At 68.1% G+C, this 23,434-nt stretch carries 25 protein-coding genes; 17 read left to right on the top strand and 8 right to left on the bottom strand.

Annotation, left to right across the window (positions count from 1 at the left end; translation table 11 throughout):
* The first annotated feature begins 37 nt into the window (after positions 1–37).
* Positions 38–973 carry an NAD-dependent epimerase/dehydratase family protein gene (locus tag LTA6_RS13240; protein WP_407358049.1) on the top strand — a complete coding sequence of 312 codons (936 nt, stop codon included), beginning with the start codon at positions 38–40 and terminating at the stop codon, positions 971–973.
* A gap of 28 nt (positions 974–1,001) precedes the next feature.
* On the opposite strand, the gene LTA6_RS13245 is transcribed toward LTA6_RS13240, so the two are convergent.
* Entirely contained in the window at positions 1,002–1,565 is a 564-nt protein-coding gene (locus LTA6_RS13245; protein WP_407358050.1) for an NUDIX hydrolase, read from the bottom strand.
* Positions 1,562–2,809, bottom strand: coding sequence for an MFS transporter (locus LTA6_RS13250; protein ID WP_407359281.1), 1,248 nt, complete (start codon positions 2,807–2,809; stop codon positions 1,562–1,564). The genes LTA6_RS13245 and LTA6_RS13250 overlap by 4 nt, the downstream gene beginning before the upstream one ends.
* A gap of 124 nt (positions 2,810–2,933) precedes the next feature.
* On the opposite strand from LTA6_RS13250, the gene prfB reads away from it, so the two are divergent.
* A complete protein-coding gene (prfB, locus tag LTA6_RS13255; protein ID WP_341974219.1) occupies positions 2,934–4,043 on the top strand; it encodes a peptide chain release factor 2 in 1,110 nt (369 codons plus the stop codon).
* 64 nt (positions 4,044–4,107) lie between these two features.
* On the opposite strand, the gene LTA6_RS13260 is transcribed toward prfB, so the two are convergent.
* On the bottom strand, positions 4,108–5,178 hold the full coding sequence (locus tag LTA6_RS13260; protein WP_407358051.1) for a DUF2510 domain-containing protein: 1,071 nt from the start codon (positions 5,176–5,178) through the stop codon (positions 4,108–4,110).
* A 130-nt stretch (positions 5,179–5,308) separates the two neighbouring features.
* Here LTA6_RS13260 and ftsE point away from each other — a divergent pair, with 130 nt between their 5' ends.
* The 3 genes from ftsE (at position 5,309) to smpB (ending at position 7,831) form a co-directional block, all read left to right on the top strand.
* Complete coding sequence (gene ftsE, locus LTA6_RS13265; RefSeq protein WP_407358052.1) at positions 5,309–6,379, top strand: cell division ATP-binding protein FtsE; 1,071 nt, start codon at positions 5,309–5,311, stop codon at positions 6,377–6,379.
* On the top strand, positions 6,376–7,290 hold the full coding sequence (ftsX, locus tag LTA6_RS13270) for a permease-like cell division protein FtsX (RefSeq protein ID WP_407358053.1): 915 nt from the start codon (positions 6,376–6,378) through the stop codon (positions 7,288–7,290). The genes ftsE and ftsX overlap by 4 nt, the downstream gene beginning before the upstream one ends.
* A 64-nt stretch (positions 7,291–7,354) precedes the next feature.
* Positions 7,355–7,831, top strand: a complete 477-nt coding sequence (smpB, locus tag LTA6_RS13275; RefSeq protein WP_363547750.1) for an SsrA-binding protein SmpB — start codon at positions 7,355–7,357, stop codon at positions 7,829–7,831.
* 49 nt (positions 7,832–7,880) lie between these two features.
* Here the strand turns inward: smpB and LTA6_RS13280 are convergent, their stop codons facing one another.
* Positions 7,881–9,752: a S9 family peptidase gene (locus LTA6_RS13280; RefSeq protein ID WP_407358054.1), complete on the bottom strand. Its 1,872-nt coding sequence runs from the start codon at positions 9,750–9,752 to the stop codon at positions 7,881–7,883.
* A gap of 196 nt (positions 9,753–9,948) precedes the next feature.
* On the opposite strand from LTA6_RS13280, the gene LTA6_RS13285 reads away from it, so the two are divergent.
* Positions 9,949–10,893, top strand: coding sequence for a methylenetetrahydrofolate reductase (locus LTA6_RS13285; RefSeq protein WP_341974225.1), 945 nt, complete (start codon positions 9,949–9,951; stop codon positions 10,891–10,893).
* Positions 10,894–10,914: 21 nt separating this feature from the next.
* Positions 10,915–13,227, top strand: coding sequence for a 5-methyltetrahydropteroyltriglutamate--homocysteine S-methyltransferase (gene metE / locus LTA6_RS13290; RefSeq protein WP_341974226.1), 2,313 nt, complete (start codon positions 10,915–10,917; stop codon positions 13,225–13,227).
* Between the two features lie 81 nt (positions 13,228–13,308).
* Here metE and lexA read toward each other — a convergent pair whose 3' ends face one another.
* Positions 13,309–13,995, bottom strand: coding sequence for a transcriptional repressor LexA (lexA, locus tag LTA6_RS13295; protein WP_341974227.1), 687 nt, complete (start codon positions 13,993–13,995; stop codon positions 13,309–13,311).
* Between the two features lie 284 nt (positions 13,996–14,279).
* On the opposite strand from lexA, the gene LTA6_RS13300 reads away from it, so the two are divergent.
* The 4 genes from LTA6_RS13300 (at position 14,280) to hisH (ending at position 17,048) form a co-directional block, all read left to right on the top strand.
* Positions 14,280–14,642 carry a LysM peptidoglycan-binding domain-containing protein gene (locus LTA6_RS13300; protein WP_341974228.1) on the top strand — a complete coding sequence of 121 codons (363 nt, stop codon included), beginning with the start codon at positions 14,280–14,282 and terminating at the stop codon, positions 14,640–14,642.
* Positions 14,643–14,725: 83 nt separating this feature from the next.
* The gene (locus LTA6_RS13305) at positions 14,726–15,811 is read left to right on the top strand and encodes a histidinol-phosphate transaminase (protein WP_341974229.1); all 1,086 of its coding nucleotides are present in this window, start codon (positions 14,726–14,728) and stop codon (positions 15,809–15,811) included.
* Positions 15,808–16,413 (top strand): imidazoleglycerol-phosphate dehydratase HisB, encoded by a 606-nt coding sequence (hisB, locus tag LTA6_RS13310; protein ID WP_341974230.1) that lies wholly within the window; start codon positions 15,808–15,810, stop codon positions 16,411–16,413. The genes LTA6_RS13305 and hisB overlap by 4 nt, the downstream gene beginning before the upstream one ends.
* Entirely contained in the window at positions 16,410–17,048 is a 639-nt protein-coding gene (gene hisH, locus LTA6_RS13315) for an imidazole glycerol phosphate synthase subunit HisH (RefSeq protein WP_341974232.1), read from the top strand. Before hisB ends, hisH begins: the two co-directional genes overlap by 4 nt.
* A gap of 37 nt (positions 17,049–17,085) precedes the next feature.
* On the opposite strand, the gene LTA6_RS13320 is transcribed toward hisH, so the two are convergent.
* Positions 17,086–18,282: an AAA family ATPase gene (locus LTA6_RS13320; RefSeq protein WP_341974233.1), complete on the bottom strand. Its 1,197-nt coding sequence runs from the start codon at positions 18,280–18,282 to the stop codon at positions 17,086–17,088.
* A 156-nt stretch (positions 18,283–18,438) separates the two neighbouring features.
* On the opposite strand from LTA6_RS13320, the gene priA reads away from it, so the two are divergent.
* Both priA and LTA6_RS13330 read left to right on the top strand, forming a co-directional pair.
* Positions 18,439–19,185 carry a bifunctional 1-(5-phosphoribosyl)-5-((5-phosphoribosylamino)methylideneamino)imidazole-4-carboxamide isomerase/phosphoribosylanthranilate isomerase PriA gene (gene priA, locus LTA6_RS13325; protein ID WP_341974234.1) on the top strand — a complete coding sequence of 249 codons (747 nt, stop codon included), beginning with the start codon at positions 18,439–18,441 and terminating at the stop codon, positions 19,183–19,185.
* Positions 19,169–19,990, top strand: coding sequence for an SseB family protein (locus LTA6_RS13330; protein ID WP_341974235.1), 822 nt, complete (start codon positions 19,169–19,171; stop codon positions 19,988–19,990). Before priA ends, LTA6_RS13330 begins: the two co-directional genes overlap by 17 nt.
* A 7-nt stretch (positions 19,991–19,997) precedes the next feature.
* Here the strand turns inward: LTA6_RS13330 and LTA6_RS13335 are convergent, their stop codons facing one another.
* On the bottom strand, positions 19,998–20,390 hold the full coding sequence (locus tag LTA6_RS13335; RefSeq protein WP_341974236.1) for a DUF1844 domain-containing protein: 393 nt from the start codon (positions 20,388–20,390) through the stop codon (positions 19,998–20,000).
* A 276-nt stretch (positions 20,391–20,666) separates the two neighbouring features.
* On the opposite strand from LTA6_RS13335, the gene infC reads away from it, so the two are divergent.
* The 3 genes from infC (at position 20,667) to rplT (ending at position 21,984) form a co-directional block, all read left to right on the top strand.
* On the top strand, positions 20,667–21,299 hold the full coding sequence (gene infC, locus LTA6_RS13340; protein WP_341978372.1) for a translation initiation factor IF-3: 633 nt from the start codon (positions 20,667–20,669) through the stop codon (positions 21,297–21,299).
* A 73-nt stretch (positions 21,300–21,372) separates the two neighbouring features.
* Positions 21,373–21,567 (top strand): 50S ribosomal protein L35, encoded by a 195-nt coding sequence (gene rpmI, locus LTA6_RS13345; protein WP_017828564.1) that lies wholly within the window; start codon positions 21,373–21,375, stop codon positions 21,565–21,567.
* 30 nt (positions 21,568–21,597) lie between these two features.
* Positions 21,598–21,984, top strand: a complete 387-nt coding sequence (gene rplT, locus LTA6_RS13350) for a 50S ribosomal protein L20 (RefSeq protein ID WP_102193108.1) — start codon at positions 21,598–21,600, stop codon at positions 21,982–21,984.
* A 25-nt stretch (positions 21,985–22,009) separates the two neighbouring features.
* On the opposite strand, the gene LTA6_RS13355 is transcribed toward rplT, so the two are convergent.
* Positions 22,010–22,471 carry a DUF2809 domain-containing protein gene (locus tag LTA6_RS13355; protein WP_341974237.1) on the bottom strand — a complete coding sequence of 154 codons (462 nt, stop codon included), beginning with the start codon at positions 22,469–22,471 and terminating at the stop codon, positions 22,010–22,012.
* A gap of 95 nt (positions 22,472–22,566) precedes the next feature.
* Between LTA6_RS13355 and LTA6_RS13360 the strand changes: the two genes are divergently transcribed.
* Complete coding sequence (locus tag LTA6_RS13360) at positions 22,567–23,379, top strand: RNA methyltransferase (RefSeq protein WP_341974239.1); 813 nt, start codon at positions 22,567–22,569, stop codon at positions 23,377–23,379.
* Positions 23,380–23,434: the final 55 nt, after the last annotated feature.

Genomic DNA, 23,434 nt, shown 5'->3' on the forward strand with positions numbered 1-23,434 from the left:
GCTCGTTCGTCGTAGGGGGTGAGAGAAGGAGAACAACATGCGAGTACTCATCGCCGGCGCCACGGGTGCCATCGGATCGAGACTGGTGCCCCTGCTCCGGGCGGCGGGGCACGAGGTCGTCGGCACGTCGAGGAAGCCCGATCGGCTGGCCTCGATCGAGGCCGCAGGAGGACGCGCCGTCGTGATGGACGGCCTCGACGCGGCATCCGTGCGCGCGGCGGTGCTCGATGCTCGGCCCGATGTCATCGTGCACCAACTCACCGCGCTCGGCGACGGGCCGATCGACCTCAAGCACTTCGATCGCTCATTCGCCGTGACCAACGCGCTCCGCACCCGCGGAACTGACAATCTGCTCGCCGCTGCAGCAGAGGCGGGAGTCAGCCGTTTCATCGCGCAGAGTTACACAGGTTGGCCGAACGAACGTACCGGTGGGCCGGTGAAGACCGAGGAAGACGCCTTCGACCCGCACCCGACGGCTGCCTCGCGGCAGGCGATCGCGGCGATCCAGTACGTCGAGCGGGCGGTCACCGAGGTCGGTGGCCTCGCGCTCCGGTACGGACAGCTGTACGGACCCGGGCAGGCGATCGGTCATGGCGGTCAGATGGTGGAGATGCTCGAAGCCCGCAAACTACCGCTCGTGGGCGGAGGTGCCGGCATCACGTCTTTCTGCCACATCGACGACGCGGCATCCGCCACGGCCGTCGCGGTGGAACGCGGAGCGCCCGGCGCATACAACATCGTCGACGATGACCCCGCTCCCGTGAGCGAGTGGTTGCCGGCGCTCGCCGAGGCGGTCGGGGCGAAGCCGCCGATGCGCGTCCCCGCGTGGGTCGCGAAGGCGCTCATCGGCGAACACGGCGTCTCGATGATGACGACGGTGCGCGGCTCGTCGAATGCCAAGGCGAAGCGGGAGCTCGGGTGGGCTCCGTCCTGGTCGAGTTGGCAGGAGGGGTTTCGCGGCGGACTCGGCTGAGTGCGGGCTGTCACGAGCCGCAGCGAATTCAGGCGCGGTCGCGCACCCGGGTGAGCAGCGCGTCGATGCGCCGCTGCACGCCGTTCGCGAGCTTGGCCGGCAGCGCGTCCACCGGCCACCAGCGCACATCCTCTGATTCATCGCTCACGGTGATCTCGGCATCCCGGTCGACGATCACGGCGATCCCGACATCGAGGTGGGAGGCACAGCGTCCGAAACTCGCGGACAGGGCGTGGTGATCGAGGTCATAGGCGAGCGGTCCGTCGTCTCGCGCGTCGAGCCGGAGGCCGGTCTCCTCGCGGAGTTCACGCAGGGCCGCCGCCTCGATCGATTCGTCTCCCTCCTCGAGATGACCGCCCGGCTGCACCCAGAACTGTCCCTTCGCGTGGAAGACGAGCAGCGTGTCACGGAGAGTCGGATCGAGCACGACGCAGGATGCCGTGGCGTGATGCGGCCCGGACTCCCGCCACATCGGCGATTCTCCGTGCACGAAGAACGAAGCGAAGTCTTCCTGGGCGGCGTGCTCGCCGTCGTCACGCGGGGAGAAGTCGCGCACCAGGTTCGACATGCTCCGGGTCACCGCATCGCTCATTCAGAACTCCCCTCGGAATCGGTGCGATTCGCCCGCGGCACGAACCGCGGGATCCAGCGCAGGAACCCTGCCGCGCCGAGGAGGCCGATCGCGCCCATGACACCAGCGGCGACCGAGAGCGATGCGACGGCGATGATCCCGGAGACCAGCAGCGGGGCGATCGCGCCACCGGCATCCGTCAGCGTCCGCCACGAGCCGAGGAACGCCGCCGGCTTCCGCTTCGGAGCGACGTCGGCGCCGAGTGTGAGCAGGATGCCGCTGGAGAGCCCGTTGCCCACGCCGAGCACCGCGGCGAGCATGCCGAACCACAGCACCGCCGAATCCCCGTCGTGCGTGAACGACAGAGCGAGGAACCCGGCCCCCATCACGAGCATCGCCGGCATCGCGGCCCACAGCCTGCCGAACCGGTCCATCACCTGTCCACTCGCATAGAACAGGGCGAAGTCGATCGCACCGGAGACACCGACCACCAGGGCGATCGTCGGTGCGTCGAGTCCGAGCGACAGACCCCACAACGGCAGCACCACCTGCCGTGCCGAGCGTACCGCCGACAGGGACGCGGCGGCGAGGCCCAGCCGGCTGAGCACTGCGCGCTGCTGCCACATCGTGCGGAAGATGCCCGCACGCTCGATGGTCGGGATCGAGCCGCTCACCGCCTCTCCGGAGTCCTCGGTCAGGTGCGAGGGGCCAGCCTGCCGCGTCGGCGGATTCGTCTTCTCCGGGTCGGGTCCGAGGAGCACCAGCAGCACCATGGCGACCAGGCAGACCATGAAGAACCAGATCGCCGCGCTTTCGCTCCCGAAGAGCTGCAGAAGTCCCGCTGCCACGAACGGGCCGATGAAGATGCCGAGGCGGAAGCTTCCACCGAGCAGCGACAGGGCACGCGCGCGGACCTCGAGCGGCACCCGCGTGGTCATGAAGGCGTGTCGAGCGAGCCCGAACGCGGCGGCGCACAGCCCGAGCAGGAAGACGGATGCCGCCAGCACGCCGAGGGAAGGGGCGAACGCCATCCCCACTCCGGCGATGATCGCGATCACGCCCGCGATCACCATCGTCATGCGCTCGCCGATCCGCGCCACCGCCCAGCCCGCGGGCAGATTGCCACAGAGCTGGCCGATGACGAGTGCCGACGCGACGAGGGCGGCGAACGCGACATCGGCTCCCATGCCGACGGCGATCACCGGGATGAGCGGGATCACCGCGCCCTCGCCCAGGGCGAAAAGGATGGTGGGCAGGTACACCATCGGCCCGAAATCTCTCAGGACCGTAGATGCGCTGCTCACGCCTTCACGTTACCCCGCGGGCCGGCTGCGCCCGTCGAGGTACTCCGTCCCCGCGCGAACACCGGGCACGTTAGGCTGAAGTGCCATGCTCGAACTCGATCTTTCCGCCGACATCCAGGCCCTGCGACTCACCTTCGGTGACATTCGCGAGGTCGTCGATGTCGAAGCGCTCCGTACTGAAATCGCCCGCCTCAACGAGGAAGCCGGTGCCCCCGACCTCTGGGACGACACCGAGCGCGCCCAGAAGGTGACCAGCGCACTCAGCCACCGCCAGTCGGAGCTCGCCCGGATCGAGGGGATCGCCGGCCGTCTCGACGACCTCGAAGTCCTCGTCGGCCTCGCGAACGAGATGGGCGACGAGGAATCGGCTCAGGAGGCGCGCATCGAGCTCGCCGCCCTCACCGAACTGATCAACCAGCTCGAGGTGCAGACTCTGCTCGGCGGCGAGTACGACGATCGTGCCGCCATCATCACGATCCGCTCCGGCGCGGGCGGCGACGACGCCACCGACTTCGCCGAGATGCTCATGCGCATGTACCTGCGCTGGGCGGAGCAGCACAAGTACCCGGTGAAGGTCATGGACACCTCCTACGCCGAGGGTGCGGGAATCAAGTCCGCGACGTTCGAGATCGACGCCCCCTACGCATTCGGAACGCTGTCCGTCGAAGCAGGCACGCACCGCCTCGCGCGCATCAGCCCGTTCGGATCCGCCGACAAGCGTCAGACGAGCTTCGCGGCCGTCGAGGTCATCCCGCTCATGGAGGAGGCCACTGCGGTGGAGATCCCCGAGGGCGACATCCGCGTCGACGTCTTCCGCTCGTCCGGCCCCGGCGGCCAGTCGGTCAACACCACCGACTCCGCCGTGCGCCTCACCCACCTGCCGACCGGCATCGTCGTGTCGATGCAGAACGAGAAGTCGCAGATCCAGAACCGCGCCGCGGCGATGCGCGTGCTGCAGACCCGCCTGCTACTGCTGCAGAAGGCCGACGAGGCCGCGAAGAAGAAAGAACTCGCCGGAAACATCACCGCGAGCTGGGGCGACCAGATGCGCTCGTACTTCCTCTACGGACAGCAGCTCGTCAAGGACCTCCGCACCGGCCACGAGTCCGGCAACCCGGCCGCCGTGTTCGACGGCGACCTCGATGGCTTCATCTCGGCGGGCATCCGCTGGCGCAAGCGCAAGGTCGAGGACTGATCTCAGATGCATGCAGAAGGCCCGGGAGCGAATCGCTCCCGGGCCTTCTGCATTCAGAGTGAGATCACTGCATCAAGCAGGTCACGCCGGAACTGGTGAACTCATCCGTGAACGCCGTCAGCGCATCGGGGTCGCTGAGCATCTCGTCACCGTTCGCGATGACGCGCAGGGTGTCGTCGCTGATGTCGGATGCGACGAATCCCTCGCTGATGCAGGTGATCTGCTCGGGGGTGTACGTCTCTCCCTGACTGACAAGGGCGAGGATCTCTGTGAGGCCGGCATCGACCTCTTCAACGGTCGGCCGACCGGCCGAGGTCTCGTCGGTGGTGCTGTCGGTCTCATCGGGGTCCGGCGCGGCCTCCGTCGGGATCGACGTCGGGAAATCGTCCATCTCGCTCTGGACGCCCTCGGCGAAGGCGAACAGGTAGACGAACGACATCACGATGCCGATGATCGTGCCGACCACGGCGAGCGAGAGGCCCGCGATTCCGGGCCACTTCTTGCCCTTGAGGAACAACGACACGAGCGACAGGATGAAGCCGATTCCCAGGAGCACGAAACCGAACACTCCGACGAGCGGGATGAACACGAGGATCGTGCCGAGTACGGCCAACCCGAGGCCGACGAGTCCGAGGACCGACGGCTTCTTCGGACCGGCATCCGCAGCGGCATACGCACCGGGGGCGCCTGCCGGAGCCGCGCCGGGGTATGCCGGAGCTGCAGCGGGGTAGGCCGGGGCTGCGTAGCCCGGAGCACCGGTCTGGTAGCCGGGGTCCGCGGGCGCGGAAGCCGGGTAGGTGCCGCCAGCAGCGTAGGGGGGAACGCCGCCGTCGCTGATCGGCGTCGTCGCAGCGGTCTCGTTCGGTGCGACGAACGGCGCCTCGACCTGTGCATCGGGCTCTGCCGCCGCAGCCGGGGGAGCGTAAGTCTCGCCCGTCGTGCGGATCACGGTGTCATCGAGGGAATCGGCAGCGGTGTCCTCGACCGCCGGGGTCTCGGTGACTGCCGGGGTCTCTGCAACCGCCGGTGTTTCCGGTGCAACTGCCTCAGGAGCGAAGTGCTCGGTCCACTGCTGCCCGTCCCACCAGCGCTGTCGGCCAGAGCCGTCGTCGTACCAGCCTGCAGGTGTCGTCATGGGGTCCCCCTCGAAATCGTTCGCCCGCGCGGAACGCGCGAATCGGCTACCTCATATATAGCAGTGACCGGTGACGTCACGGGGTGTCGCTCGCGATCACCGGAAGAGGCGCGTTTAGGCTCGTATCGCCATGATTCGGTTCGAGAATGTCACGAAACGCTATCGCGGGACCGCCAGGCCCGCGCTCTCCGGTGTCGACTTCGAAGTGCAGCGGGGAGAGTTCCTCTTCCTCGTCGGTGCCTCGGGATCCGGCAAGTCGACCTGTCTCAGGTTGATTCTCCGCGAAGAGATTCCGTCAACCGGCCGCGTCGCGGTGCTCGGGCGCGATCTGCGCTCGCTCGCGAACCGCAAGGTGCCGTACTTCCGCCGCCACATCGGAGCGGTGTTCCAGGACTTCCGCCTGCTGCCCTCGAAGACCGTGTACCAGAACGTCGCGTTCACGCTTCAGGTCACCGGCTCTTCTCGCGGCTTCATCCAGCAGGCGGTGCCGGAGGCGCTCGCACTCGTCGGCCTCGACGGCAAGCAGAAGCGGATGCCGCATGAGCTCTCCGGCGGTGAGCAGCAGCGCGTCGCGATCGCCCGCGCTCTCGTGAACCGTCCGCAGGTGCTGCTCGCCGACGAGCCCACCGGAAACCTCGATCCCGCCACATCCGTGGACATCATGCAGCTGCTTGCGCGCATCAACGCCGGTGGTACGACTGTTTTGATGGCCACGCACGAGGCCGGATTCGTCGACCAGATGCAGCGCCGCGTGATCGAGCTGCGTGACGGTGAGATGGTGCGCGACGAGGTGCACGGCGGTTACGGAGACACATCGAACATCCCGCGCCTGGTGCCGGAGGAGGTGCGCGGCGCCGCAGCGGTCGCCGCACTCACCGCCGTGCAGGAGGTGCAGCGCCAGACGGCCGACCTCTCGATGGTGCGCGCCGCCCTCGCCCAGGACCTGAGCGCCCAGCGCCGCGCAGCCGCAACGGCGCCTGCGGCGGAACCCGCGGTCGTGAAGCCGTCCGAGACTCCCCAGCCGGAGGCCTCCGTCGAGGAGCCCGCTCCCGTGCCGGACGACGTCTCGGAGCCGGCCGCCGCAGTCGCGCCCCGTACGCATCCGATCGTGCTGCCGCAGGTCGACATCGCCGACCTCGGCGTCGCCGATCGACTCGGTCTGTCCGACGCGGACGACGAGGAAGTGGGACCGACCTCATGAGATACGGTCTGATCCTCACAGAGGCCCTCGGCGGCCTCCGCAGAAACATCTCGATGGTGATCTCCGTCGTGCTCGTGACGTTCGTCTCGCTGACGTTCGTCGGAGCCGCGATCCTCATGCAGGCGCAGATCGGCACCATGCGCGGCTACTGGACCGAGCGCGCCCAGGTGGCCGTGTACATGTGCTCCGGCGTGTCCGAATCGCCGACTTGCCTCAACGGCTCCGCGAGCGAGGAACAGGTGCAGATCGTCCGCGCCCAGATCGAGGGTGACGCGCTCGCGCCGCTCATCGCCGATGTGCGCTTCGAGACGAAGGACGAGGCGTACGCCAACATCGTCGAGCAGATCGGCGAGGAGAAGGCCAGCGTCTTCACCGCAGACCAGATGTCCGAGAGCTTCTTCGTGACGCTGAAGGATCCGAGTCAGTCCCAGGTGCTCGTCGAGGCGTTCAACGGGGTCGCGGGGGTGGAGCAGGTGGCCGACCAGCTGCAATACCTCGAACCGCTCTTCTCGGCCCTCACCGTCGCAACGTACATCGCCATCGGAATCGCCGTCCTCATGCTCATCGCGGCGATCCTGCTGATCGCCACCACGATCCGTCTCTCGGCGTACGCGCGACGCAAGGAGATCGGGATCATGCGCCTGGTCGGAGCATCCAATCGGTTCATCCAGACGCCGTTCGTCCTCGAGGGCGTCTTCGCGGCCTTCCTCGGTTCGGCGCTGGCCAGCGTCGCGGTGGTCGCGGGCGTCCACTTCGGCGTCGACGGATACCTGCGCGGCCGCGTGCCGTTCATCACCACCTGGGTGACGATGCAGGACGCAGTGCTCGTCGTCCCCGTGCTCATCGCCATCGGCATCGTGCTCGCCGCGCTGTCCGCAGGGTTCGCGATCCGTCGCTGGCTGCGCACCTGAGGTCGCTGTCGTTGTAGACTGAAAGGCTGTCGTGCGCCCGCGCGGCACAGATCAGGAGAGCATCATGCCCAGGGAACGCGGGGAGAAGGTCGTCGCGACCAATCGTCGCGCACGTCACGACTACAACATCGAGAAGTCGTACGAGGCGGGGATGGTGCTCACGGGCACCGAAGTGAAGTCGCTGCGCCAGGGGCGCGCCAACCTGAGCGACGGATACGCGTTCATCAAGGGCAACGAGGTGTTCCTCGACTCCGTGCACATCCCGGAGTACTCGCAGGGGCACTGGACGAACCACTCGGCGAAGCGCATCCGCAAGCTGCTCCTGCACCGCGAGGAGATCGCGAAGCTTTCGCACGCCGTGTCCGCGGGCGGGTACACGCTGGTTCCGCTGAAGCTGTACTTCGCCGACGGGCGCGCGAAGGTCGAGATCGCACTGGCCAAGGGCAAGCGCGAGTACGACAAGCGCCAGACCCTGCGCGAACGCCAGGACACCCGCGAGGCGGAGCGCGCCATGCGCACTCGCAATCGCGTCGGGGACTAGCGGCGTCGACGCGGGATCGACGCGTTTCGGCTCGTCGCAGGCTCCTCGCTCAACGACCGGTCGTGGGATCGAACCCGAACACGCGTCCGAGGAATGTCAGCTCCCGCTCCAGGGAGTCGATGATCGTCTCCGCCCTACGGAAGCCATGCCCCTCGCCCTGATAGAGCACGTACTCGTGCGCGATCCCACGCGCGGCCAGCGCGTCGCGGATCGCCTCGGACTGCGATGGCGGCACGACGAGGTCGTCCGCGCCCTGCAGCAGGAGCACCGGGACATCGATCCGGTCGGTGTGCGTGAGCGGTGAGCGGTCGATGTAGACCTGCTCGAGTTCCGGGAGCGGCCCGACGAGCCCGTTGAGGTAGTGCTTCTCGAAGTCGTGCGTGTCTTCGGCGATCATGCGCAGGTCGCCGACACCGTAGCGGCTGATGCCCGCGGCGAAGACCCCGCCCCGCACCAGTGCGCACAGCACGGTCCAGCCCCCGGCAGAACCGCCGCGGATGGCGATGCGCTGCGGATCAGCAGCGCCGGATGCCGCGAGCCCGCGCGCCGCGGCCAGCACGTCGTCGACGTCGGCGACGCCCCAGGCGCCGTCCAGCCGCTCGCGGTAGGCGCGACCATAGCCGGTGGAGCCGCCGTAATTCACGTCCAGCACACCGATCCCTCGGCTCGTGTAGAACGCGATGGCGGCGGATGCCGCGCCCGACGCGTGTGCGGTCGGTCCGCCGTGCACCAGCACGACGTACGGCGGGAGGTCGCCGGAGTCGGCGGATGCATCCGGGTGCGCGGGCGCGTAGTCGAAGGCGTGCACCGGGCCGCTCGGCCCGTCGAACGAGACCGCGCGGGCCGGCGGCATCCATCGGTCGTCAAGGGCGCGTCCGCCGCGGACGGCGACGACCTCGCCGGAGTCGATGTCGACGGACCACAGACCGGCCTCGGTCCCCGAACCCCCGCCGGAGAGGAGCACGCGTGAGCCGGAGACGTCGTCGACGCTGACGTGCGCATCGGCGGGCACGTCGAGTCGGCGTGCATCGCCGTCGAGGTCGATCAGGACGACTTCATCACGCCCGTTCGTCCGCACCGCGACGATCCGGCCGTCGGGCAGGGGCTGGTACCAGCGATTGCCGAGCACCCAGAGGCCGTAGCCGGTGTCGGCGTCCGCCGGCGCGATCGGCTCGGGAGCCGCGGAGAGAGCTGCGCCGTCGAGCGTCAGTCGCTGCACCCCCCACCGTCCAGTCGGATCGTCCGCGAAGAGCAGTTGCGAATCGCTGACCCACTCCGGTTGCAGTGCGGCGTTGGTCGGCACGTCGACGCGCGTGCCGGCGTCGAGCGCGGCGATCACGAGTGACGCGTGCTCCCACGGCATCCGATCGGTGCTCCACTCGACCCAGGCGAGCCGTGAACCATCGGGAGAGAGCGCGGGGTGCGCGAAGAAGCCGGGACCGCTCGCGACCACTCGCACCGTGTCGTCGTCTGCGGCCGCCGAGCCATCGAGCGGGATCTCGACGATCGCGCGGGTGTGGGGCTCTGACCGCAGGTCCTCCTGCACGGCCAGCAGTCGCCCGCGCTGCAGGCTCAGTCCGCCGTACCGTGCACCGGCCGCGGTCAAGGGCTCGGGCTCGGCGCCCGGTGCGAGCCGGCGTACCCGCTGATCGCCCGCATCGACGAAGTACAGGGTGCCATCGGCATCCGCCGTCCAGGCGCCGCCGCCGTACTCGTGCACGCGGGAACGCGCGTTCCACGGGGCGGGCAGCACCTCTCGGCCGGTCGAGCTGCGGACGGTGACGCGGCCGCCCTCGGCGGGCACCGACTCTCCCCACCAGATCTCGTCGCCCACGAAGAGGGCGCCGTCGATGCGCGGGGCGGATGCCGCGACATCCGCTGCCGAGAAGGGGGAGGGCCAGGAGCCGTACGGAGTCGCCATGCATCGAGCTTAGGTCGGCAGTGTGACGTCGTGTGTCGTGGTCGCGTGCGCGGAACGGGTCGGCTGTTCTACCTTGCTGGAAACGCCCGATTCACCTCGAGCGTGGTGCGACAGCCGAGCCCGGCACCCGCCCGTGAACGACAGGCCTGCCCTGTCGCGCGCGGCTGCTATGTCCGTCTGCCACTCAGGAGAGAAGATGCCCGAGGAATTCACCCCCGGCGCCACTCGTGTGCCGTTCTCCTTCGAGCTCTACCCGCCGCGCTCGGAGTCGAGCGAAGAGGCCCTGCACGAGACGGTGCGGCAGCTCGCCGCCGCCGGCCCGGAGTTCCTCTCCGTCACGTACGGCGCCGGCGGATCGACCGGCGGACGATCCCTTGATGTCCTCCGCTACATCCGCGCCCACACCGACGTCGAACCGCTCGCGCACCTCACCTGCGTCGGGAACACCTACGCGGGGGCAGCGCGCCTGATCCGGGAGTTCCTGGATGCCGGCATCCTCAGCTTCCTCGCTCTGCGCGGCGACCCGCCGCAGGGGCAGACGGAGGCGTTTCTCGGGGACCTGGAGAGCGCGGCGCAGCTGGTGCAGCTCATCGACCGGGTGCAGGCGGAACGAGCGCCTTACGAAGAGGCTCCGGTTCCGGGCTTCCCTGGCGCAGCCAGGGTCGACCCGCGGCGAAAGGTCAACATCGCCGTCGCCGCATTCCCGAAGGGGCATCCGCGTGCGACGCATCGCACGCAGGACGTCGAGGCGCTGCTTGCCAAGCAGGCGGCTGGGGCGACCTTCGCGATCACGCAGCTCTTCTTCCATGCCGACGACTACCTGGCCTTCGTCGAACGCGCTCGCGCTGCCGGCGTCACGATCCCGATCCTCCCCGGCATCATGCCGATCACTTCGCACGTGCGTCTCGCCCGTGTGCTGGAACTCACCGGGGAAGACCTGCCCAGCGAGCTCGCCATCGCGCTCGAGGTCGAGCCGACCCCCGAGGGCCGCCGCGAGATCGGGATCGAATGGGCCGCGCGTCTCGCCCGCGAGGTCGTCGCCGGCGGCGCGCCCGGCGTGCACCTCTATGCCTTCAACCAGCACGACACCGTCCTCACCGTCCTCGCAGAAGCCGGCATCCTCCCGGCCCTGCGCCACTAGACCCCGCCGAAAGGAAAGACCATGACTGCATTCCCCGAGGGAACCATCCTCGGCTACCCCCGTATCGGTCGCCGCCGCGAACTCAAGAAGGCCATCGAGTCGTTCTGGGCCGGCCGCATCGACGAGCAGGAACTCGCGCGCACCTCCGCAGAGCTGCGGGCTACGACCCGCGAGCGGCTCGCTGCACTGGGCCTCGGCCGCACCGACTCCGCCATCCCCGAGTCGTTCTCGTACTACGACCAGGTGCTCGACGCCGCCGTCACGGTTGGCGCGATCCCGACCCGTTTCGAGGGCCTGCGCGCTGCAGACGGCACGATCGGCCTGCCCGCGTACTTCACCATCGCCCGCGGCGAGGGGGAGCGCGCGCCGCTCGAGATGACGAAGTGGTTCGACTCGAACTACCACTACCTGGTGCCGGAGATCGGGCCGGAGACGGCCTTCTCGCTCTCCAGCGACCGCCTCGTGCGTGAGGTGGCCGAGGGCGTCGCCGCCGGCTTCGTGACCCGTCCCGTTGTCGTGGGTCCGGTGACGCTGCTTGCTCTCGCCAAGGCGTCGGATGACGCCCCCGAGGGCTTTGACCCGCTGTCCCGTCTCGACGACCTGCTCCCGGTCTATGTCGAGCTCCTGGCACGCCTGAAGGATGCCGGCGCCGAATGGGTGCAGCTCGACGAGCCCGCGCTGGTCAGCGAGTCGCTTCCCGCATCCGTCGCGCAGCTCTCCGATGCCGCAGCCCGTGCGCTCGCGGTGCTCGGCGGCGCGACCGAGCGTCCGTCGATCCTCGTCGCCGCACCCTACGCCGAGCTCGGCGAGGTGTTCCCCGTGCTCGCCGCTGCGCCCGTCGAGGCGATCGCCGTCGACCTCGTCCGCGGCGGTGTGCCGACGGCAGCTGCCGGACTCGAGAGCAAGACCCTCGTCGGCGGCGTCATCGACGGCCACAACATCTGGCGCGGCGACCTCGCGGCGGCCTACGACAAGCTGGAAGCCCTCCGCGGGCTCGGCGCTGCTGCGGTCGCCGCATCCACCTCGACCTCGCTGCTGCACGTGCCGCACAATGTCGCGGACGAGACCAAGCTCGACGCTCGCCTGGTCTCCTGGCTCGCGTTCGCGGATCAGAAGGTCGAGCAGGTCGTCGTTCTCGCCCGTGGCCTCGGCCAGGGCCGCGCTGCGATCGAGGATGAGCTCGCTGCGGCATCCGCTGCACTCGAGGACCGTCTGAGCGCACCCGGCGTCCGCGACGGACTGGTCCGGCAGCGCGAGCTCAGCGAGGCCGACTTCTCGCGGGTCTCGTACGAGGAGCGCGAGACGGCGCAGGAGGCGCTGGGGCTGCCGGCTCTGCCGCTCACCACGATCGGCTCGTTCCCGCAGACCGGCGACATCCGCCGGGCGCGCGCGCAGTACGGGCGTGGCGAGCTCCCGCAGGAGGACTACGAGGACTTCCTGCGGCGCGAGATCGACAGCGTCGTCTCGCTGCAGGAGGAGCTCGGTCTCGACGTGCTGGTGCACGGCGAGCCGGAGCGCAACGACATGGTGCAGTACTTCGCCGAGAACCTCGACGGCTTCGCGGTCACCGAGAACGGCTGGGTGCAGTCCTACGGGTCGCGGGCGACCCGCCCGTCGATCCTGTGGGGCGACGTGTCGCGTCCTGCCCCGATCACGGTCGACTGGTCCTCGTACGCGCAGTCCCTGACCGTGAAGCACATGAAGGGCATGCTCACCGGACCGGTCACGATCCTGGCGTGGTCGTTCGTGCGCGACGACCAGCCGCTGGGCGAGACCGCCAACCAGGTCGCGCTGGCGCTCCGCGAGGAGATCGCCGACCTCGAGACCGCCGGCATCGAGATCATCCAGGTCGACGAGCCGGCACTGCGCGAGCTGCTGCCGCTGAAGCAGGCCGACCAGGCTGCATACCTGGACTGGTCGGTGGCATCTTTCCGCCTGTCCACGGGTGGCGCGGCCGCTGGCACGCAGATCCACACGCACCTCTGTTACTCGGAGTTCGGCGTCGTGATCGATGCGATCCGTGCCCTCGACGCCGATGTCACCTCGATCGAGGCGGCACGCAGCCGCATGGAGGTCGTCACCGACATCGCCGAGGTCGGCTTCGACCACGGCATCGGCCCTGGCGTGTACGACATCCACTCGCCGCGCGTTCCGAGCACATCGGAGATCGAAGCGCTGCTGCGCCGTGCCGTCGAGGAGATCCCGACGCGTCAGCTCTGGGTCAACCCGGACTGCGGCCTGAAGACCCGCGGCTACGCCGAGACGACCGAGTCGCTGCGCAACATCGTCGAGGCCACTCGTCGCGTGCGCGAGGACGTGAACGTCACGGCCTGACGTCGTTGAAACGCAAGAACCGCTCTCCCCGAAGCCTGGGGAGAGCGGTTCTTGCGTTTCCAGCGAGTGGATGCCGGATGCTCAGACCGCGCGCAGCACCGCGACGACCTTGCCGAGCACGGTGGCCTCATCGCCGAGGATCGGCTCGAAGGAGGAGTTGCGGGGGAGCAGCCAGGTATGACCGTCGCGCTGGCGGAACGTCTTCACGGTCGCCTCACCGTCGAGCATCGCCGCGACGATCTCGCCGTTCTCCGCGCTGTTCTGCGAGCGGATGACGACCCAGTCGCCGTCGCAGATCGCGGCGTCGATCATCGATTCGCCGGACACCTTGAGCATGAACAGATCGCCCTTGCCGACGAGTTGGCGGGGGAGCGGGAATATCTCCTCGACCTGCTGATCGGCGGTGATCGGCACACCGGCCGCGATACGACCGACCAGAGGCACCATCGCCGCATCGCCCACCGGTGTCATCGCGTCAGCAGGGTTCTCGCCGCTCTGACCGGGGAGGTCGATGAGCACCTCCATCGCGCGGGTCTTGCCCGGGTCGCGGCGCAGGTAACCGCTGAGCTCCAGTTGTCCGAGCTGATGAGTGACGCTGGAGAGCGACTTGAGGCCGACGGCATCGCCGATCTCGCGCATGCTCGGCGGGTAACCATGGCTGGCGATCGACGTCTGGATGACCTCGAGGATCGCCATCTGCTTCGGGCTGAGGCTCTTCCGACGGCGCGTTCGCGGTGCCTCTGACTCGGGGGCTGAGTTCTCGCTCATGGTGCTCCTTCAGTAGGCGAATCCGACGCTGCTCTTCGAATGTCGGTGGCCCGTGGTGGGGTGTTCCTATCGAAACCGTATCCGAGAATCGGGCCGATGTGGAAGATCTGTTCGAGCGTGTCGCCCGATTCTCGAACTCTATTTCGAAGAACGCTTGACAGATGTTCGAACTCGAAGATATCTTCGGAACGTAGCTTCGCATTCACGGCTCCCGGCCGAGGCGAGAATGCGAACGCTACGCCAACTTCCCCCGTTTCGCGGGGCGAGAGCACAGGGAGTAAGAGATGAGCACCATCACCTTCAGCAATGCGGCAGTCATCCCGGCACGCCCGGCGACGCGGCTTCGGCTGACGGTTCGCGGTCGTCGTCTGCTCCTCGCAGTCGCTGCTCTCCCGCTCGCCGTCGGCATCGCCTTCGCGGCGATCAGCGGTGGGGGTGCGATCGCCTCGGGTGAGAGCGTCGCAACCGCCACCTTCGAGACGGTGACGGTGATGCCGGGCGACACCCTGTGGTCGATCGCCGGAGACGTCGCCCCGGACGCCGATCCCCGCGATGTCATCGGAGAGATCTCCCGACTCAACCTGCTGCAGGACGGCATGCTCCAGATCGGGCAGGAACTCGCGATTCCCGCCCAGTTCTCCCACTGACGTTCGGTGGGACCGGTGAGCCGACGGGAAACCTGGCGTCACCGGATGAGCACAGAGGCTCGCAGCGTTCTAGCATGGGAGGGGTGACCGCCTCTCTCGACGACCTGCCGCTGCGTGACGATCTTCGCGGGCTCACCCCGTACGGCGCACCGCAGGCACCGCTTCCGATCGCCCTCAACGTCAACGAGAACACGCACCCGGTGCCCGATGAGGTGGCCAGCGACATCCTCGACGACATCGCCGTCGCGCTGCGGGACGTGAACCGATACCCCGACCGCGAGTTCACCACCCTGCGCGAGGGATTCGCCGAGTACCTCGGCCACGGTCTGGACGCGGATCAGATCTGGGCCGGCAACGGTTCCAATGAGGTGCTGCAGCACATCCTTCAGGCCTTTGCGGGGCCGGGGCGCACGGCGTTCGGGTTCGCACCCACCTACTCCATGTATCCGCTGATCGCTCAGGGGACGGGTGCGCGGTGGATCGCCGGGGTGCGGGAGCCGGACTACACGATCACGCCGGAGGAGGCGGTCGCGCAGGTCGAACAGGTCGACCCCGACGTCATCCTCCTCTGTTCGCCGAACAACCCCACCGGAACACCGCTCGGCCTCGACGTCATCGAAGCCGTGTACGAGGTTGCGCGTGGCGTCGTCATCGTCGATGAGGCCTATCAGGAGTTCGCGCCGAAGGAGGCGGCATCCGCGTTGTCCCTCCTCGAAGGACGCCCTCGTCTTGCCGTGTCCCGAACGATGAGCAAGGCGTTCGCCTTCGCCGGTGCGCGCGTCGGCTATCTCGCCGCTGACCCCGCCTTCATCGACGCGTTGCGACTGGTGCGGCTGCCGTATCACCTGAGCGCGCTCACGCAGGCGGCGGCCGTCGCCGCGCTGCGCAACTCCGCGATCATGCTGAGCATGGTCGACGAGATCGTCGAGCAGCGTGATCGCATCACTGCGACGCTGGAGGCGCTCGGATACACGCCGCACGAGTCCTGGTCGAACTTCGTGCTGTTCGGCGGGGTCAGCGACCCCAAGCGCACCTGGCAGCAGCTCTACGACCGCGGTGTCCTCATTCGCGACGTCGGCATCCCCGGGCACCTGAGAGTCACCGCCGGAACCGAGGCCGAGAGCACCGCATTTCTGGATGCTCTCGCGTCGATAGAATCAGCATCATGAGCGCCCCCCGCACCGCCAGTCGCGTCCGCAGCACGTCGGAGTCCACCGTCGAACTGGAACTGAACCTCGACGGCACCGGTGCGAGCCGCATCGACACGTCCGTGCCGTTCTTCGACCACATGCTCACCGCGTTCGCGAAGCACTCGCTCACCGACCTCACCGTGCGCGCCTCCGGCGACACCCACATCGACGCGCACCACACCGTCGAGGACGTGTCCATCGTCCTCGGGCAGGCGATCGCCGAGGCGCTGGGCGACAAGTCCGGCATCTCACGGTACGGCGATGCGCTCGTTCCACTCGACGAGGCGCTTGCGCAGGCCGTGGTCGACATCAGTGGGCGTCCGTATCTCGTGCATGACGGTGAGCCGGCTGGATTCGAGCACCACCTCATCGGCGGTCACTTCACCGGTTCGCTCGTGCGCCACTCCTTCGAAGCGATCACCTTCGGCGCCGGACTCACCGTGCACATCCGGGTGCTCGGCGGGCGCGACCCGCACCACATCGCCGAGGCGGAGTACAAGGCGTTCGCTCGCGCGTTCCGCCAGGCGAAGGCGCTCGACCCGCTCGTCGATGGCATCCCGTCCACCAAGGGTGCACTGTGACGCGCACGCCTCGCATCGCCGTCTTCGACTACGAGTCCGGCAACGTGCACTCTGCCGTGAAGGCGCTCATCGCCGCCGGCGCGGATGCTGTGCTCACCGGTGACCGCAAAGAGGCGCTCGAGGCCGATGGCCTCGTCGTTCCCGGCGTCGGTGCCTTCGCGGCCGTCCGAGACGCGCTCAAGGCGCGCGGCGGTGACGAGATCATCGATCGACGTCTCGCCGGGGGGCGTCCGGTGCTGGGCATCTGCGTCGGGATGCAGGTGCTGTTCGAGCACGGCGTCGAGCGCGGGCAGGATTCCGAGGGCCTCGGCGAGTGGCCTGGTGCGGTGACCGAGCTCAACGCGCCGGTATTGCCGCACATGGGCTGGAACACCGTCGAACCCGGTTCGGGAAGCGTGCTCTTCGAGGGCATCGAACAGGAGCGGTTCTATTTCGTGCACTCCTACGCCGCGCAGGCCTGGGAACTCGACGTCATCCCACCGTTCCCGCAGCCGGTCCTGACGTGGACCACCTACGGCGATCCGTTCCTCGCAGCCGTGGAGAACGGACCGCTGTCGGCGACCCAGTTCCACCCCGAGAAGTCCGGCGAGGCCGGAATCCGGCTGCTGCGCAACTGGGTGCAGTCGCTGACCTGATCGCAGTCCGGCCTGGCGACGAACGGTTCCGTTGCTGTCAGAGTCCGCGGGCGACGGCTGCCGCGGCCGACAGCCAGGCCCGCTTCGTGACCGGATCCAGCGCACCCAGCTTGAGCGCGCCGTCCACGATCCCACGGTCGAACGGGATGGTCACGACTTCGCGTGCAAGAGACCCGTACCCGTCCACGATCTGATCGACGTCTGCCTGCGATGCCTTGGGATCGGCCTGCGTCACCACGACCACCGACTGTCGGGCCAGCTGCGCTGACCGCGCATCGCGCTCCTCGAGCGCCTCCAGCAGGAGTGCTCCGGCTTCTGCGTGGTCGTCTCGAGTGGTCGTCGCCACCACGATCTGGTCGGCGCGATCGATCATCCGCAGCCACATCGGATCGGACTCGTCGTTGCCCGAATCGATGATGATCAGGCGATAGAACTTGGCAGCGACGGCGTGGATCGCGTCGACGTCGTCGGGGTTGAGTCGGTTCTCGTGGGCGAGCCTGATCGGCTTGGAGCGCAGGACGTCGTACTTCTCCCGCGGCTGGTGGTGGACGAAATGCGCGAGATCGGCAGACTGACCGCGCGCACCGAGCAGCCGCTCCGTCTCGGGCAGGAGTTCGAGGAGCGTGCGATCGTGCGGGCCGCTTTCCGTGCGCCAGCCGAGGGTGCCCCTGGTCTGATTGTTGTCCCATGCCAGGACGCCGGCGCCTCCGTACTGGGCGAAGACCGCCGAGAGGAGCACTGTTGTCGGCGTCTTCCCGGCGCCGCCCTTGCCGTTCACGACCGCGACGGTCCGCGGGCCTGGCCAGTGCTGGCTGACAGCGTGCTCGTCGTCACGGACCGCCTGCTCGGCGGCGCTCGGACGCAGCGAGAACCCGAGACGATTCAGCGCGCCCCGTGCGCCGCGGCGGGCCGGCTCCTCGCGCCGCTCCTGATGCAGGAACGACGGCCGCTCCGCGCGGTCCCGCTGCGTGCGGCGTGAGGGCGCGGGTTCTGAGGCGACTTCGAGCTCGCGCTCCGGTGCCGTGATCAACGGTGCAGCGCTCGGCGTCGCTGCCACCCGCGGAACCTCGCCGGCGGTGATCGGCACGTCGAAGAGGAGGCCCGCGGGGAGCGGCTCCTCATGGACGCGCTCTTCGAACACGGGTTCGGCGGAGACCGCTTCAGGCACGTTCACGGGTTCGGGGTTGCCACGTCGCAGCGGACCGACTCCGCGCAGATCAGAATCGTTGGCCATCGTTCATCGCCCTCCCCGAATCGAACACGGTTGCACACGAGGCTACCCTCTTGCCTTGTGTCGATCGGTATCGCCCCATTTGAACCGGTCCCGGCGTCGGACTAGTGTCGATTCTCGTGCCGATGAATCGGCCGTTCCATTTCACCTGAGGACGACATGAACGACTTCGCGTCAACTCCCACTCTCACCCTGCTCCCCGCAGTCGACGTCGCCGGCGGTAAGGCCGTGCGTCTGACGCAGGGCGAAGCCGGCACCGAGACCAACTACGGCGACCCGCTGGACGCCGCAGGGGAGTGGGTCGCGCAGGGTGCGAAGTGGATCCACCTGGTCGACCTGGATGCGGCCTTCGGTCGCGGCAGCAACACGCCGATCCTGCGCAAGGTGATCAAGCAGTTCCGCAACGTGAACGTCGAGCTCTCCGGCGGCATCCGTGACGACGCCACGCTGGAAGCGGCCCTGGAGAGCGGGGCGACGCGCATCAACCTGGGCACCGCAGCGCTGGAGAACCCCGAGTGGGCCGCCGACGTCATCGGACGTTACGGCGAGGCGATCGCCGTCGGCCTTGACGTGCGCGGTACGACGCTTGCGGCGCGCGGCTGGACCAAGGAGGGCGGCGACCTCTGGGAGGTGCTCGACCGTCTCGAGGAGGCCGGCTGCAGCCGCTACGTCGTGACCGACGTCACCAAGGACGGCACACTGCGCGGCCCGAACCTCGAACTTCTCCGCGAGGTCGTGGCGCGCACTCCGAAGCCCGTCGTCGCCTCGGGTGGTATCTCCAGCCTCGATGACATCGCGGCCCTCCGCGAACTGGTGCCGTTGGGCGTCGAAGGCGCCATCGTCGGCAAGGCCCTCTATGCCGGCGCCTTCACGCTGGCTGAGGCGCTGGATGTCGCAGGAGACTGACGGCGCCTGCGATCACGGCTCGGGCGCGGCCGGCGATTCGGCAGCACCGGGCGCGGCCGGCGATTCGGCAGGCGTCCCCTGGGAGGGGCGCAGCTTCGAGGCGAATCCGCACGCCGCCGACGACGGTTCCGCCGATCCCGTGCTGCTCGATGCCCTGCTGCGCTTCCGCGCGGGGCAGGGGAGTCAGGCTGAGGTCGTCGATGCCTTCCGAAATGCGCGTGTTCTCATCCCGCTCGTCGCCGAGAAAGGCGAGGAGGGCATCGCCCCGAACGGCTTGACGGTCGACAAGACGCAGGAACTGTCGATCGTGACGGTGGCTGCTCCCGACGGCCGTCGTGTGCAGCCGGTGTTCTCCTCGGTCGCGGCGATGTCGAAGTGGGATGCCACGGCGCGGCCGATCCCGGTCGAAGCCGTGCGTGCGGCCCTGGCAGCGTCCGCAGAGGACACTGACCTGATCGTGCTGGACCCCACATCCGACACCGAGTTCGTCATCCGTCGCCCGGCAGTCTGGGCGATCGCGCAGGGGCACGCCTGGGAGCCGAGCTTCCTGTCGCCGGAGGTCTTCGCAGCTCTCCAGGAGAGCATCGGGCACGAACTCGCGGTGATCGATGTCGCTGTCGCTGCCGGCGACCCCGACGCGCGCCTGCGGGGACCCGAGCTCATCGTGATCCTCGAGCTCGTCGACGGCCTGGAGCGTGAGGTTCTCGACGCCGTGCTCGACCGACTGGCGCAGCGCTGGGCCTCCGACGATCGCATCGCCGTCCTCGCGGACTCCCTCACCGTCAAGCTCCGCCGCAGCGCCTGACTGCCGGCTAGTTGACCGGGCCCGTCCACTTCTCGCCGGGCCCCTTGCCGATCGGGTCGGGGATGACGGATGCTTCGCGGAATGCGAGCTGCAGCGACCGGAGGCCGTCGCGGAGCGACCGCGCGTGCATATCGCTGATCTCCGGGGCGCCGGCGGTGATGAGTCCGGCGAGGGCGTTGATGAGCTTGCGCGCCTCATCGAGATCGAGCTCGGCATCCGGGTCGTGCGCCAGGCCGACCTTGACGGCGGCGGCACTCATCAAGTGCACGGCGGCTGTCGTGATCACTTCGACGGCTGGGACATCGGCAATGTCCCTCGTGGCGGAAGACGCTGCCTCCTCCTGCCGTGCCCAGCGCTCTTCGCGCTCGCGATCTGCCTGGTCCTGACCCTGAGTCGTCACTTCGCCTTGCCTTCTGTTAGACTTTGTCGGGCTCCGGAGCGTAAATGCTCCGGTACGAAAGAGGATTCACTTCCCACCCGCGCTTGCCGTTCCAGGCTACCGGGTCGAGCACTCCGCCGGCTCCGTCCGGTAGTTCGGTCAGATCCGCGAGGAAACCTGTCCGATGTCAGGGTGCGAAGCCGGTATCTGAATGCCGGTGGGTGGGGGACGATTCCGAATTCGCCCGTGATGCAGAAAGCATCGCGGAGGCCGAATCGCATCGTCTAAGGAGCACCTATCAGCGATCCCCGCACTAATGAGCGCATCCGCGTCCCCGAGGTTCGCCTCGTCGGCCCCGCGGGTGAGCAGATCGGCGTCGTCCGCATCGAGGCGGCGTTGCGCCTTGCGCAGGAAGCTGACCTCGATCTCGTCGAGGTCGCCCCGAACTCGAAGCCGCCTGTGGTCAAGATCATGGACTACGGCAAGTTCAAGTACGAGGCCGCCCAGAAGGAAAAGGAAGCTCGCCGCAACCAGGCGAACACGATCCTCAAGGAAGTCCGCTTCCGTCTGAAGATCGAGGCGCACGATTACACGACCAAGCTCAAGCGCGCCGAGGGCTTCCTCAAGGCCGGAGACAAGGTCAAGGCAATGATCCTGTTCCGCGGTCGCGAGCAGTCGCGTCCCGAGCAGGGTGTGCGCTTGCTGCGCAAGTTCGCCGAGGACGTCGCCGAGCTCGGCACGGTCGAGTCGAACCCGACCATCGACGGTCGCAACATGGTCATGGTCGTGGCTCCGCTGAAGAGCAAGTCCGAGGCGAAGCAGGAGCAGAACGCTGTTCGCGACGCGCAGCGCGCTGCGAACAAGCAGGCCACGCGTGAAGCGAAGAGCGAAGCAGATGCTCCCGCCGTCGTCGAGGATGCCGCGGGCTGAGGCCCGCCCACAAGACTCCCGCATTGCGGGTTGACAACGTCGCCTGAGAAGGCGCCATACGAAGGAAGAGAAGATGCCGAAGCAGAAGACCCACTCGGGTGCTAAGAAGCGCTTCAAGATCACCGGCAGCGGCAAGCTGAAGAAGCAGCAGGCCGGGATGCGTCACAACCTCGAGCACAAGTCGAGCCGTCGCACCCGTCGTCTGAACCAGGACCAGGTGCTCTCGAAGGCCGACACCAAGGTCGCGAAGAAGCTTCTCGGTCGCTGACGCGCCCGAACGCAGGAATAGGAAGAAGTCATGGCAAGAGTAAAGCGGGCGGTAAACGCCCACAAGAAGCGTCGCGTCATCCTCGAGCGCGCCTCCGGCTACCGTGGTCAGCGTTCGCGCCTGTACCGCAAGGCCAAGGAACAGGTCATCCACTCCCTGGTCTACTCGTACCGGGATCGCCGCAAGCGCAAGGGCGACTTCCGCCGCCTGTGGATCCAGCGCATCAACGCCGCTGCACGCCAGAACGGCATGACCTACAACCGTTTCATCCAGGGCCTCGGCCTCGCGGGCGTCACGGTCGACCGTCGTATGCTCGCCGACCTCGCGGTCAACGACGCAGCGACGTTCACGTCTCTCATCGAGACGGCTAAGAAGGCTCTGCCTTCCGACGTCAACGCACCGAAGTCGGCCGCGTAAGCAGCTCTTCCGTCGCGCACGCGACTCAGATCAGAGGGCGCTCTCCTTCGGGAGGGCGCCCTCTGGCGTCTTCCCGCATCGGCCGCTTCGCGCGGAGCATCCGCCCGAGCACGCCCTCGGTGATGTGAGCGAGCAGCACCGCGGATGCGTAGACGAGCAGGTCACGCGGGTCGAACCCCGAGCCGAAGACCAACTGCACGGGTGGGAACACGGAGCTCCACGCCCGGGGGAGACCCGTGAGCTGCAGCAGTTCGATCGCGAAGCACACGGCGACGGCGCCCGTCGCCCTCCACGCAGCGGGGCGACGCGGGAAGACGACAGCCACGAACAGATAGATCATCACCGCATAGAGGGCATCGCCCACGATGTCGCCGACCATGCCTTCGCCGAAGCGGTGCACGAGAAGCCCCGCGCCGATCGTGATGGCGATGAGGGCGACGAGCGTGACCCGGCGTGCTCTCGTCGCGGCAGGGGCATCCGTCGTCATCGACGCACCCTATCGAGCCCATCTGGATCTGCCCCGAGTAGCGTGGCGACCCGGAGTGTCTCCGCGGGAGCCGACGTACTCTCTAGACTGAGAACGTGCTGGAGAACCCCCGCTCCCCCCGAGTCCGTGCCGTCGCGAAACTGACCAAGCGCAGCGCGCGCACCGAGACCGGCCTGTTCCTTCTTGAAGGTCCGCAGGCCGTCCGTGAGGCGCTGACCTATCGACCCGAATCGATCGTCGACCTGTTCGCCACCCCTACGGGGTGGGAGAAGCATCCCGACATCCGCGCCGCGGCGGCAGAGAACGCCGTCGTGGTCGAGTACGTCACCGAGTACGTCCTCAACGCGATGGCAGACACCGTCACCCCTCAGGGGCTCGTCGCGGTGGTGCGCCAGACTCCGACGTCGGTGCGCGAGATCTTCGCTGCCTCTCCTCGTCTGGTCGCGATCTGCGAGGAGGTGCGCGATCCTGGAAACCTCGGGACGATCATCAGGGCAGCGGATGCCGCAGGTGCCGACGCCGTCGTACTGACCGGCCGCACCGTCGATCCGTACAACCCGAAGGTGGTGCGCGCCACCACCGGGTCCCTGTTCCACCTGCCCGTATCTGTGGGCGGTGATCTGTCCGATGTCATCAAGCGTGCACATGCGGCCGGGCTCAACATCCTCGCCGCAGACGTCAAGGGCGATGACCTGCTGCAGGCCCGTTCCGAGGGCGTGCTGGCCGAGCCGACAGCCTGGCTGTTCGGAAACGAGGCGCATGGACTCGAGGACAGCGCGTTGTCGCTCGCCGATCGGGTCCTCCGGCTGCCGATCTTCGGCCGCGCCGAATCGCTGAACCTGGCGACCGCGGCCAGCGTCTGCCTCTATGAGAGCGCCTTCTCGCAGCGCGCCGACGCCACCCGCTGAGCACCAGCCGCACAGCGACGCCGCGGATCGCGCGGTTACAAGTGTGTAACCACAT

It is taken from the genome of Microbacterium sp. LTA6, assembly GCF_045690355.1.
Classification (GTDB): domain Bacteria; phylum Actinomycetota; class Actinomycetes; order Actinomycetales; family Microbacteriaceae; genus Microbacterium.

What these genes read in the sequence shown, in the direction of transcription:
- LTA6_RS13240 (WP_407358049.1), top strand. Translation starts at nt 38, where the DNA reads ATGCGAGTACTCATCGCCGGCGCCACGGGTGCCATCGGATCGAGACTG.
- LTA6_RS13245 (WP_407358050.1), bottom strand. Translation starts at nt 1,565, where the DNA reads ATGAGCGATGCGGTGACCCGGAGCATGTCGAACCTGGTGCGCGACTTC.
- LTA6_RS13250 (WP_407359281.1), bottom strand. Translation starts at nt 2,809, where the DNA reads ATGGTGTACCTGCCCACCATCCTTTTCGCCCTGGGCGAGGGCGCGGTG.
- prfB (WP_341974219.1), top strand. Translation starts at nt 2,934, where the DNA reads ATGCTCGAACTCGATCTTTCCGCCGACATCCAGGCCCTGCGACTCACC.
- LTA6_RS13260 (WP_407358051.1), bottom strand. Translation starts at nt 5,178, where the DNA reads ATGACGACACCTGCAGGCTGGTACGACGACGGCTCTGGCCGACAGCGC.
- ftsE (WP_407358052.1), top strand. Translation starts at nt 5,309, where the DNA reads ATGATTCGGTTCGAGAATGTCACGAAACGCTATCGCGGGACCGCCAGG.
- ftsX (WP_407358053.1), top strand. Translation starts at nt 6,376, where the DNA reads ATGAGATACGGTCTGATCCTCACAGAGGCCCTCGGCGGCCTCCGCAGA.
- smpB (WP_363547750.1), top strand. Translation starts at nt 7,355, where the DNA reads ATGCCCAGGGAACGCGGGGAGAAGGTCGTCGCGACCAATCGTCGCGCA.
- LTA6_RS13280 (WP_407358054.1), bottom strand. Translation starts at nt 9,752, where the DNA reads ATGGCGACTCCGTACGGCTCCTGGCCCTCCCCCTTCTCGGCAGCGGAT.
- LTA6_RS13285 (WP_341974225.1), top strand. Translation starts at nt 9,949, where the DNA reads ATGCCCGAGGAATTCACCCCCGGCGCCACTCGTGTGCCGTTCTCCTTC.
- metE (WP_341974226.1), top strand. Translation starts at nt 10,915, where the DNA reads ATGACTGCATTCCCCGAGGGAACCATCCTCGGCTACCCCCGTATCGGT.
- lexA (WP_341974227.1), bottom strand. Translation starts at nt 13,995, where the DNA reads ATGAGCGAGAACTCAGCCCCCGAGTCAGAGGCACCGCGAACGCGCCGT.
- LTA6_RS13300 (WP_341974228.1), top strand. Translation starts at nt 14,280, where the DNA reads ATGAGCACCATCACCTTCAGCAATGCGGCAGTCATCCCGGCACGCCCG.
- hisB (WP_341974230.1), top strand. Translation starts at nt 15,808, where the DNA reads ATGAGCGCCCCCCGCACCGCCAGTCGCGTCCGCAGCACGTCGGAGTCC.
- LTA6_RS13320 (WP_341974233.1), bottom strand. Translation starts at nt 18,282, where the DNA reads ATGGCCAACGATTCTGATCTGCGCGGAGTCGGTCCGCTGCGACGTGGC.
- priA (WP_341974234.1), top strand. Translation starts at nt 18,439, where the DNA reads ATGAACGACTTCGCGTCAACTCCCACTCTCACCCTGCTCCCCGCAGTC.
- LTA6_RS13330 (WP_341974235.1), top strand. Translation starts at nt 19,169, where the DNA reads ATGTCGCAGGAGACTGACGGCGCCTGCGATCACGGCTCGGGCGCGGCC.
- rpmI (WP_017828564.1), top strand. Translation starts at nt 21,373, where the DNA reads ATGCCGAAGCAGAAGACCCACTCGGGTGCTAAGAAGCGCTTCAAGATC.
- rplT (WP_102193108.1), top strand. Translation starts at nt 21,598, where the DNA reads ATGGCAAGAGTAAAGCGGGCGGTAAACGCCCACAAGAAGCGTCGCGTC.
- LTA6_RS13355 (WP_341974237.1), bottom strand. Translation starts at nt 22,471, where the DNA reads ATGACGACGGATGCCCCTGCCGCGACGAGAGCACGCCGGGTCACGCTC.